The sequence below is a fragment of the Paenibacillus ihbetae genome (genome assembly GCF_002741055.1).
In the GTDB taxonomy this organism is placed as follows: Bacteria; Bacillota; Bacilli; order Paenibacillales; family Paenibacillaceae; genus Paenibacillus_AQ; species Paenibacillus_AQ ihbetae.
Genome location: NZ_CP016809.1, coordinates 3,189,824 through 3,200,000, shown reverse-complemented (window position 1 = coordinate 3,200,000; position 10,177 = coordinate 3,189,824). Strand labels below are relative to the sequence as shown.

The following is a 10,177-nucleotide window of genomic DNA, read 5'->3' as shown; positions in this document are numbered from 1 at the left end:
AGATCAGTGAGAATCTGATCCGCCGAAAGCCCAAGGTTTCCTGAGGAAGGCTCGTCCGCTCAGGGTAAGTCGGGACCTAAGGCGAGGCCGAAAGGCGTAGTCGAAGGACAACAGGTTGAAATTCCTGTACCACCGTAAACCGTTATGAACGATGGGGTGACGCAGGAGGGTAGTGACGCGGACTGATGGATGTCCGTCCAAGCAGTGAGGCTGATGTGTAGGCAAATCCGCACATCGTTAAGGCTGGGCTGTGATGGGGAGTGAAAATTACAGTAGCGAAGGTCATGATCTCACACTGCCAAGAAAAGCCTCTAGTCAGGTGAAGGTGCCCGTACCGCAAACCGACACAGGTAGGCGAGAAGAGAATTCTAAGGCGCGCGGAAGAACTCTCGTTAAGGAACTCGGCAAAATGACCCCGTAACTTCGGGAGAAGGGGTGCCTCGGTAGGGTGAATAGCCCGAGGGGGCCGCAGTGAAAAGGCCCAAGCGACTGTTTAGCAAAAACACAGGTCTGTGCGAAGCCGCAAGGCGAAGTATACGGGCTGACGCCTGCCCGGTGCTGGAAGGTTAAGGGGAGCGGTTAGGAGGCAACTCCGAAGCTGTGAACCGAAGCCCCAGTAAACGGCGGCCGTAACTATAACGGTCCTAAGGTAGCGAAATTCCTTGTCAGGTAAATTCTGACCCGCACGAATGGCGTAACGACTTGGGCGCTGTCTCAACGAGAGATCCGGTGAAATTTTAATACCTGTGAAGATGCAGGTTACCCGCGACAAGACGGAAAGACCCCATGGAGCTTTACTGCAGCTTGATATTGGATTTGGGTACGATCTGTACAGGATAGGTGGGAGCCTAAGAAGCATGAGCGCCAGCTTGTGTGGAGGCGACGTTGGGATACCACCCTGATCGTATCTAGGTTCTAACCTGGTACCGTGATCCGGTACGGGGACAGTGTCAGGCGGGCAGTTTGACTGGGGCGGTCGCCTCCTAAAGAGTAACGGAGGCGCCCCAAGGTTCCCTCAGAATGGTTGGAAATCATTCGAAGAGTGCAAAGGCATAAGGGAGCTTGACTGCGAGACCTACAAGTCGAGCAGGGACGAAAGTCGGGCTTAGTGATCCGGTGGTACCGCATGGAAGGGCCATCGCTCAACGGATAAAAGCTACCCTGGGGATAACAGGCTTATCTCCCCCAAGAGTCCACATCGACGGGGAGGTTTGGCACCTCGATGTCGGCTCATCGCATCCTGGGGCTGAAGTAGGTCCCAAGGGTTGGGCTGTTCGCCCATTAAAGCGGTACGCGAGCTGGGTTCAGAACGTCGTGAGACAGTTCGGTCCCTATCTGTCGTGGGCGTAGGAAATTTGAGAGGAGCTGTCCTTAGTACGAGAGGACCGGGATGGACGTACCGCTGGTGCACCAGTTGTTCCGCCAGGAGCATGGCTGGGTAGCTACGTACGGACGGGATAAGCGCTGAAAGCATCTAAGCGTGAAGCCCCCCTCAAGATGAGATTTCCCAGTATGTAAGACCCCTTGAAGACGACGAGGTAGATAGGTTGGAGGTGGAAGTGCAGTAATGCATGGAGCTGACCAATACTAATCGGTCGAGGGCTTATCCTACAAGCTTTCTGAAAGAAAGCTCGCTACGGAAGCATAAAGATTTTTCAGTAAGACGCAAAGACGTTTCGTATCTAGTTTTCAGGTGATCAAACCACCTTGAATCGTTTGGTGGCGATGGCGGAAGGGTTCCACGCGTTCCCATACCGAACACGACCGTTAAGCCTTCCAGCGCCGATGGTACTTGGACCGAAGGGTCCCGGGAGAGTAGGACGCCGCCAAGCGAAAAACCACTGTCGATGTAATCGATGGTGGTTTTTATTTTGGTTACCGAACCATTTCCTAAACCAAGACCCTGGGTATTATTGATAACCGTTAGTCTGCCTATGGTTGATTCAGTCCCTTGCAGCTGCCAAGAGCCTTTAAGCTGTTATATAACATGACGATCACTTTGACATAAACAGATGAAGATTTTGTTACCGTTACACTATAGAAAATCAGTATAATAGAATTAGTCATTCGTGGGTAGTTCATTACCGATTTATGCAGGCCATAGGTAGTAAGGCCTGATTGGGGAGGTTCTCCATTAACCAAGCAACCTTGAATACTCATCTGAGACGGTTATTGTGGGGGAAAGGAGGACAATACATGTTGCGTAGAAAAGGCCTGCATATTGCAGAAATCATATGCGCGGGTACGATTTTATTAATCGGATCGGGTTGCGGGGCATCCGCAGAACCAAGCTGGAAGTCCTTTGACGGTGCGGCCAATGTAAAGTCGTTCCCCGTCCCGAAAGAAGCGAATAAAACAGAGCAAACAACGGGCAACAGCGACTTGGACTATGTACGCTATGCTCTTCCTGGTTTGAAAGAAGACGAGAGTATTCCGGAGCCCTATTTGAAAGAAATCGAGTCCTGGGGCTGGACGCAGAAGGAAGCCGAGGCAAACAGCTCCTCCTTGGTCTTTGAAAAAGGTAAGAACATCGTCCATCTTACGGTGCATGACGGGTATTTGATCATTACGGTTCCCACTCAAATGAAGAAACAAGTGATTCAAGGCTTGGAAGGTAATAAAACGAATAAATAAAGACCTCATTTCGGCTTCGGAATGAGGTCTTTATTTATGTAACGGCTTTTTCTTTATCGTTGGGGTAGAAACCGTTCTATCCTGCCCAGATAAGGCCCATCCAGCCAACTGCAGAATGAGTGAGTCGTTCAGACTCCTTCATGACTTCCCGGCCCGTTTATTGCCTGTAATAGGCAATGTCCTGATCGGACAGCTTGATCATGCCGTCCTTCGGCAGGGAAGCGAACCGCATAAGGATGGTGAATCGGGGCAGAAGGAGCCAGACATGCCAAAAAACAAGCGAGGCCGTAAACGGAATCGGCAACCACAGCGCCACGATGATACATAAGGAAAGCCCTACAAGTCCCGTGTATACGTGTACTTTGCTAAAGATGCGACGGCTGATGTGCTGCTCCGGCGTGTATCCCAGCCAAGGAAGCTTAATCCGGAAACGCCATCGTTTTCGATAGTCAGGTCCGAGCAGCAGGAGCGTGGTATGCCCGATTACATACTGAATCCACTGGATGACTGGGAAGGCGATCAAGAAATAAAACAGGATGTACGGGGACAGCGTCCATATGCCGGCTGCTGCAGCGATTAAGGGCAGAATCAGATAAGGGATGAACACTGGTTTGGATACTTGGATTTTTTTAATAAGCCGGTATTGATAAAAGGTGGCTTGACCGTGTGGTTCTGCCATGGCGCGATGCCGTCCCCCTTTTCATAGATCAATCTTCGATAGATCGGCCGAAAATCGGCGTTTATGATATTTATCGGACAAATTCATATTTTTGTTAAGCGAAAAAATGCGGTACAGACACCGGGCTTTCTTGGGACACATATATATAAAGCGTACAAAGATATCCTATGAAAAGGTTTAAAATAATAGAAACTGTGTCATACTAATAGTAAAAGGATCAAGGTGGGATGGCAATGGAAGAGCTGACCGAACGCGTCTGTATTATATGCAACCAGTCGAAGACGGAAGGCATTACGATTTTATCGCAATTCGTTTGCGAGGAATGCGAATCGGAAATCGTGCATACCAGTGCGGAGGATGCCAAATATCATTTTTTTATCCGGCAATTAAAGCAGATTGCGATGCCTAAGAATGCTTAGAATGAACATGTATAGGGCCTTAAGCGATAGGCCTTTTTTTGTTGGCCGGGAATAGAGGGAATGTAGGCATTAATCGTAGGCGAAGGTTTCATTATACGTTAAAATAGGTTAGAGAATGGAATCTGAAGGGATATGTCGATGACTACACATAAAGATCGTGCTCCGCTCGTGGAGGCATTAACTGAATACCGGCTTCGGGGAGCCTCATCGTTTCATGTTCCTGGCCATAAGAACGGCAGGGCCTATGGTAAGGATCCGAAATATGCTGAGATGCTGCAGGCAGCGATGCAGATCGATGTGACGGAAATTACGGGCACAGACGATTTATTTCACCCCGAAGGGGCGATTCGGGAAGCGCAGGAGCTGGCGGCAGATTGCTTTGGCGCAGACGAGAGTTATTTTCTTGTCGGGGGCAGCACGAGCGGAAACATGGCGCTTATTTTGACGGTATGCGAGGAGCCCGGCGATATCATCCTGGTGCAGCGGAACGTACATAAGTCGGTGCTCCATGGTCTGATGCTGGCCGGAGCGCGGGCCGTTTTTCTTCAGCCGGGGATGGACGGGCCCAGCGGGCTTGCTGTTGCCCCTTCGCCAGAAACGCTGAGGAAGGCGCTGGCGGCTTATCCCGGGGCGAAGGCAGCCTTAATCACGATGCCGAATTATTACGGGATGGGAAGCGATATAACGCCGCTAGCGGAAATATGCCATGACCATGGGATTCCGCTGCTGGTGGACGAAGCGCATGGCGCTCACTACGGACAGCATCCGCAGCTGCCGGCCAGTTCGCTCTCCTGCGGGGCGGACGGGGTGGTGCAATCCACGCATAAAATGCTGGCAGCCATGACGATGGGGGCGATGCTGCATGTGCAGGGCAAGCGGATTAACCGGCGCCTTCTGCGGCAGCGGCTGGCGATGGTGCAGAGCTCCAGCCCTTCTTACCCCATCATGGCATCGCTTGACCTGGCTCGGCGCCTGCTGCATACGCAGGGCGCAGGCGCCTTCACGGCGGGGCTCGCCGCCGTGGACGCCTTCCGGCGCGGCCTCGCGAAGCTGCCGCGCTTCGGGCTGCTGCAGCCGCCGCAGCCCGGGAGCCCCGCCGCCGGCACGGCCGCGGTCGGCGGACAAGCGCCGCCGCCGCATGCAGGAGCGGCGGCGTATACCCGCCAGGACCCGTTCAAGGCGGTCATTTATGACCGCACCGGGGTCCTGAGCGGGTACGCACTGCAGCGCGCGCTGGAGGAGCGCGGCTGTGTGCCGGAGATGAGCGACGAGCAGCGCGTCGTCTTGCTGTTTACGCTCGGCTCGACAATCGAAGATAGCAATCACGTCTTATGGGCACTTGTGCATATTGTAGAGCAAGAGGAGACGTCCTCGAGGACACCGCACAAGGCCGGGGATGCCGCAAATGGGAGCCGAGCACAGTCCACTGAAGAGCTGATTCGGATGCTGAAGGGGCGGGGCGATTTCATGAAGCATTACGTGCCGAGCTCCCGGATCGATACCACCTTCGCCTTCGGTTCAAGCGAAGTACGGTTGTTACCCGAAGCATCATCCAAATCCAATGTTTCCACGTGGAACAATTGGGGCGATGAAGCCCCATATTCCGATCCGGTCAGCTTCTCGCTAAAGCCGATGGATGAGGGCCGAATCGAGCCGATGCCAGTGGAGCTTTGCGCGGGAAGAACAGCGGCCGAGATGGTGATTCCGTATCCCCCGGGGATTCCGATCCTTTATCCCGGTGAGGTCATCACTGAGGGGATGGCGCGCAGACTGGCCGATTTAAGAGATGCGGGAGCGAAATGCCAAGGCATCGCAGACCCGTCCCTGGCTACAATCGTTGTTTATAGACAAGAGGCAGGGCTCCCCCGGTAGATTGTACCTCCGCTTTGCGGAAGCAACCCATGTACCACTCGTACCACTCAACATATTTTTATGAAAGCAGGATCATTATGAATAATCGCAGACCACTATTTATCACACTTGAAGGAGGGGATGGGTCCGGCAAAACAACCATGTTGGGCAGGCTGGCCGCTTATATGCAGGGCCGCTCGATTCCTTATATGATTACCCGGGAGCCCGGAGGGATCGAGATCGCGGAGAAGATCCGTTCCATCATTCTCGACCCGCAGCATACATCCATGGATGCCCGGACGGAGGCCTTGCTTTATGCGGCTGCCCGCAGACAGCATCTGGTGGAGAAGGTAGAACCGGCACTGAGCGAGGGACTGACCGTACTGTGCGACCGGTTTGTCGACAGCAGTCTGGTGTACCAGGGGTATGCCCGCGGCCTCGGCATGGAGGAGGTATGGAGCATTAACCGGTTTGCCGTTGAAGGCCGAATGCCCGATCTTACGCTGCTGTTCGATATCGATCCGGAGATCGGGATGTCCAGAATCGCGGCCAATGCCGAGCGCGAAAAAAACCGTCTCGACATGGAAAGCATGGCATTTCACGGTAAGGTTAGGGAAGGCTATATGCTTATAGCGGGAAACAACAAGGAAAGAGTCCGAATCGTGGATGCTTCCAAAACGCCGGATCAGGTGGAGCGCGAGATGATCAAATACGTAGAAGACGCGATATTAAAGGATTTTTGAGGTTGTTTGTCAAATAATAGTGTTAGGGCGAAAATGCCTCAAATTTAAAAGGAGGGTTTACCATGAAATTGATTGTTGCGATTGTGCAGGATAAGGATAGCAACCGTCTTTCCGCCGCATTGGTCAAAGCCAATTTCCGGGCCACGAAGCTTGCGAGCACGGGCGGTTTCTTGAAGGCGGGAAATACCACCTTTATGATCGGGGTAGACGATTCACAGGTCGAAAGCGTGCTTAGCGTCATCCGCACAAGCTGCAAGGTTCGCGAGCAGCTGGTCACACCGGTAACCCCTATGAGTGGCACGACCGACTCGTATCTGCCGCTTCCGGTCGAGGTTCAGGTGGGCGGCGCTACCGTGTTTGTGCTTCCAGTAGAAAGATTCGAGCATTTCTAAGAATAGATCCACGACACTTTGCGAATTGAAGTAACGGATGTTTTTATTGGGATATGGGAACGTCTCCGGCAATGGAGAAGCACAGCCATGCTGCTAGTCTGAATTCCTTCTGTATCATAATAAAAATAGTTACCGTAAATCGCAGAACAATGAATGGAATAGGGACGCCTGTTCAAGGCGATTCATTCCCGATAGAAGCGGTGAGCGCCTCAACACCTGTTAAATCAAGGTAAATGGCTTGACAAGTTGACCGATTCAAGGTACGTTCACGTCAGGTGCCGTCGCTGACCCCACTTGGCTGATCCCACTTGAAATGAAGCAAGCATAGAGTCAGCGGGACTGCAGGGAGCAGGTTGGTTTTGATGTTCAAAGCCTGGGATGGCCGCTCCTAAGCGTCTCATTTTACGATGAAATGCATGCCGGGGCAAGCATGCATGAATAGAAGTTTCTACGGCGCCTCCGTTTGCTAACGGGGGCTTCAAATCTAAAGGCGGTGTATTCGCGTGAAGATCAATCCGGGCTTTCGGCCCTTGAATAGTGGAATTCCTGCCCCGGATAACAGCAGCAGGCCTGTCCAGCAGCGATCGTTCTCGGATATGATGCAGCAGCAGGGGGAACGGGCCACGCACGAGGAGCTGAGCCGCCAGATGCGTGAGATTGCGCTGCAGGGTGACCGATTAGCCAAATCGATGACCGTCCGGGAGCTTAAAGCGTATAAATTGATGGTCCGGCGTTTCCTGGAGGAGACGGTTCGGCGCGGTGTTAAAATGAAGGAAACCCGGGGCTGGGACCGGCGGGGACGCGGCAAGCGCTACAATGTGATCGATGAGATTGATTCGGTGCTGCTTGCGATGGCCGATGAACTGCTGTATACCGAGCAGGGAAGGATCGATTTGCTGAACAAGGTCGGAGAAATCCGGGGGATGCTGATTAATCTCGTATTTTAAACAGCTGGGAGGATCATCCCGGTTGGGGTTTGGAATTAGGATGGCTAAACCAACTTTTTCAGTTCGTAGGCATGATGTTTTTTTAGTTCTTGTAATGGATGGTTATTTAACTTTGGCTTATTAGATTATTTAGATAGCAGGTTCATAAGATGATAGAAAACGAAGTGAATGAAGCAGGAAAGAGAGGACTTATGTCTTTTAATCATATTATAGGCCAGGAGGCGGCCAAGCAGCTGCTGCAGAACGCCCTGCGCAAGCACGCGGTCAGCCATGCCTATCTGTTCAGCGGGCCGGCCGGTGCCGGACAGCTGCAGACGGCGCTTGTGTTTGCCAAGGCATTGTTCTGCACAGAGCTTGAGGATGATGCCTGCGGACAATGTCTGGAATGCCGGAAGGTCGAGCACGGCAATCACCCGGATTTGACGATGATTGAGCCGGATGGCGCCAGTATCAAGATCGATCAGATCCGCGAATTGCAGCTCATTTTCTCATACCGCTCCGAGAACCGCAATCCGAAGGTGTACATTATCGACCATGCGGAGAAAATGACGACCCAGGCAGCCAACAGCCTTCTGAAATTTCTGGAGGAGCCGCAATCGCCGGCAGTAGCTATCCTTATAGCGGAGAATGGACAAGCGCTGCTCCCGACCATTCAATCAAGGGTCCAGTCGGTGCCGTTCCGTTCGCTTTCTCCGCATATGATGGAGCAGGTGCTGGTAGGAGAAGGATATCCGGCAGCCCTTGTTCGCTGTGCCGTTCATCTGGCGTCAGGTCTTGACGGATGCAGGAAAATATTGAATGAGAATTGGTTTGCAGAAATTAGAAACGTAGTGTTACAATTAGGGAAGGAGTCTTTGAACCGAACCGGCCCTGCGATGATTACCGCGAGCCAGAAAGTGTTCAAAACCGAACTCTCCGATCATCTGGACATTCTGTTCAGTTTGTTTCATTTATGGTTTAAGGACATGATTCATGTTCAGTACGGAAGGAAAGAATCTCTCGTTTTCATAGATCAGGCGGAGTATATCTCTGGTCATGCGTCAGCCCGCAGCACAGCACAGTGGGTGTCCTATATGGATTTGGCCGCAGAGTGTCAGAAGAAGTTACGCTATAATGTCAATGGACAGCTCTGTGTAGAGCAGCTATTGATGGGTTTGGGCGGTAACACTCCGGCGTGAGCACACCCCCAGGCCCGAAGGATGGCCAATATGTACAGGCACAAGGGGGTTTATTTTTGTACAGTGTAGTGGGTGTCCGCTTTAAGAAAGCGGGCAAAATATATTACTTCGATCCGCTCGATCTACCCGTAGAGAAGGAGCAATCCGTCATTGTGGAGACGGCCCGGGGGATTGAATACGGTCAAGTTGTGATAGGAAAGAAGGAGGTAGGTGAAGCTGACGTTGTTCTTCCACTGAAGAAAGTCATTCGCATCGCCGGCGACTCGGATGCCCGTGTGGTTGAGGAGAACAAGCAGGCCGCGAAGGATGCATTCACCACCTGTTTAAATAAAATTCGGGATCACGGACTGAAAATGAAGCTGGTCGATGTGGAATTTACGTTCGACCGGAACAAAATCATTTTCTATTTCACGGCCGAAGGCCGCGTGGATTTCCGAGAGCTGGTTAAGGACCTGGCCAGCATCTTCCGGACCCGGATCGAGCTTCGTCAGATCGGAGTCCGGGACGAAGCCAAAATGCTGGGCGGCCTTGGACCTTGCGGTCGCGTACTGTGCTGTTCCTCATGGCTTGGTGATTTTGAGCCGGTATCCATTAAGATGGCGAAGGATCAGAGCTTGTCGCTCAATCCGACCAAAATTTCCGGGCTATGCGGAAGATTGATGTGCTGCTTGAAATTTGAGCATGATAATTATGAAAGCGTAAAAGAGGAGCTTCCATCCGTTGGGAAGCTGGTCGTGACCTCGCTTGGAGAAGGCAAGGTTGTCGGGATCAATGCGGATAAGCGGACGGTTCATGTTCAGCTGTTTGAAATCGGGAAGGTTAAGGAACTTCCGATGGACGACGTGGTTATCAAATAGTCCAATAGAATGTTTATTTTCGGGGTGTAGACTTGGAGAAGAAAAACATTTTTGTGCTCATTCAAGAGTTGGAATCACAGATGGGACATATACACAGTGAACTGGGTGGACTCAAGCTGGTCATCAAGGAACTGCTGGAAGAGAACCATCGCCTCAGTCTTGAAAATGAACAGCTCCGGAAAATACTAAAAAGGGAAGTCAATCCGGCGGAATTGGAACACCCGGTAGCCGCGATGCCTCTGCCTCATGCCGAGAAGGAGGATCAGGAGGAGGATGTGGTCGGGGAAGGATACGACAACCTGGCCCGTCTCTATCACGAAGGCTTTCACATCTGCAATGTGTACTATGGACATTTGCGTACGGAAGGGGATTGCCTGTTCTGCTTGTCATTTTTGAATAAATAAGAAGCCGTAGGGATATTGCCTACGGTTTTTTTCTAGCATTTGAAGGTTATACTGTAAGGGACCTTGCGGCTCC

At 52.0% G+C, this 10,177-nt stretch carries 10 protein-coding genes and 2 rRNA genes (1 of these 12 only partly in view); 11 read left to right on the top strand and 1 reads right to left on the bottom strand.

What is annotated here, in order from left to right:
* The 3 genes from BBD41_RS14310 to BBD41_RS14300 form a co-directional block, all read left to right on the top strand.
* Positions 1–1,611 (top strand): 23S ribosomal RNA (locus BBD41_RS14310); it begins 1,437 nt to the left of the window's first position.
* Positions 1,612–1,715: 104 nt separating this feature from the next.
* Positions 1,716–1,832, top strand: a 5S ribosomal RNA gene (gene rrf / locus BBD41_RS14305).
* A gap of 364 nt (positions 1,833–2,196) precedes the next feature.
* The gene (locus BBD41_RS14300) at positions 2,197–2,634 is read left to right on the top strand and encodes a hypothetical protein (RefSeq protein ID WP_077570907.1); all 438 of its coding nucleotides are present in this window, start codon (positions 2,197–2,199) and stop codon (positions 2,632–2,634) included.
* A gap of 157 nt (positions 2,635–2,791) precedes the next feature.
* Here the strand turns inward: BBD41_RS14300 and BBD41_RS14295 are convergent, their stop codons facing one another.
* On the bottom strand, positions 2,792–3,313 hold the full coding sequence (locus BBD41_RS14295) for a hypothetical protein (RefSeq protein WP_099477958.1): 522 nt from the start codon (positions 3,311–3,313) through the stop codon (positions 2,792–2,794).
* Between the two features lie 233 nt (positions 3,314–3,546).
* Here BBD41_RS14295 and BBD41_RS14290 point away from each other — a divergent pair, with 233 nt between their 5' ends.
* The 8 genes from BBD41_RS14290 (at position 3,547) to yabA (ending at position 10,104) form a co-directional block, all read left to right on the top strand.
* The gene (locus BBD41_RS14290; RefSeq protein ID WP_007132850.1) at positions 3,547–3,732 is read left to right on the top strand and encodes a sigma factor G inhibitor Gin; all 186 of its coding nucleotides are present in this window, start codon (positions 3,547–3,549) and stop codon (positions 3,730–3,732) included.
* A gap of 138 nt (positions 3,733–3,870) precedes the next feature.
* On the top strand, positions 3,871–5,604 hold the full coding sequence (locus tag BBD41_RS14285; protein WP_099477957.1) for an aminotransferase class I/II-fold pyridoxal phosphate-dependent enzyme: 1,734 nt from the start codon (positions 3,871–3,873) through the stop codon (positions 5,602–5,604).
* Between the two features lie 77 nt (positions 5,605–5,681).
* Complete coding sequence (gene tmk, locus BBD41_RS14280; RefSeq protein WP_077570912.1) at positions 5,682–6,326, top strand: dTMP kinase; 645 nt, start codon at positions 5,682–5,684, stop codon at positions 6,324–6,326.
* Between the two features lie 62 nt (positions 6,327–6,388).
* Positions 6,389–6,718, top strand: coding sequence for a cyclic-di-AMP receptor (locus BBD41_RS14275; protein ID WP_006207400.1), 330 nt, complete (start codon positions 6,389–6,391; stop codon positions 6,716–6,718).
* Positions 6,719–7,221: 503 nt separating this feature from the next.
* Positions 7,222–7,665 (top strand): YaaR family protein, encoded by a 444-nt coding sequence (locus BBD41_RS14270; RefSeq protein WP_099477956.1) that lies wholly within the window; start codon positions 7,222–7,224, stop codon positions 7,663–7,665.
* 191 nt (positions 7,666–7,856) lie between these two features.
* A complete protein-coding gene (holB, locus tag BBD41_RS14265; RefSeq protein ID WP_099477955.1) occupies positions 7,857–8,843 on the top strand; it encodes a DNA polymerase III subunit delta' in 987 nt (328 codons plus the stop codon).
* Positions 8,844–8,899: 56 nt separating this feature from the next.
* On the top strand, positions 8,900–9,700 hold the full coding sequence (locus BBD41_RS14260; protein ID WP_007132855.1) for a PSP1 domain-containing protein: 801 nt from the start codon (positions 8,900–8,902) through the stop codon (positions 9,698–9,700).
* Between the two features lie 32 nt (positions 9,701–9,732).
* The gene (gene yabA, locus BBD41_RS14255) at positions 9,733–10,104 is read left to right on the top strand and encodes a DNA replication initiation control protein YabA (RefSeq protein ID WP_077570918.1); all 372 of its coding nucleotides are present in this window, start codon (positions 9,733–9,735) and stop codon (positions 10,102–10,104) included.
* Positions 10,105–10,177 lie beyond the last annotated feature (73 nt).

Coding starts and splice junctions, on each gene's coding strand:
- BBD41_RS14290 (WP_007132850.1), top strand. CDS start 3,547: ATGGAAGAGCTGACCGAACGCGTCTGTATTATATGCAACCAGTCGAAG.
- BBD41_RS14300 (WP_077570907.1), top strand. CDS start 2,197: ATGTTGCGTAGAAAAGGCCTGCATATTGCAGAAATCATATGCGCGGGT.
- BBD41_RS14285 (WP_099477957.1), top strand. CDS start 3,871: ATGACTACACATAAAGATCGTGCTCCGCTCGTGGAGGCATTAACTGAA.
- BBD41_RS14295 (WP_099477958.1), bottom strand. CDS start 3,313: ATGGCAGAACCACACGGTCAAGCCACCTTTTATCAATACCGGCTTATT.
- tmk (WP_077570912.1), top strand. CDS start 5,682: ATGAATAATCGCAGACCACTATTTATCACACTTGAAGGAGGGGATGGG.
- holB (WP_099477955.1), top strand. CDS start 7,857: ATGTCTTTTAATCATATTATAGGCCAGGAGGCGGCCAAGCAGCTGCTG.
- BBD41_RS14275 (WP_006207400.1), top strand. CDS start 6,389: ATGAAATTGATTGTTGCGATTGTGCAGGATAAGGATAGCAACCGTCTT.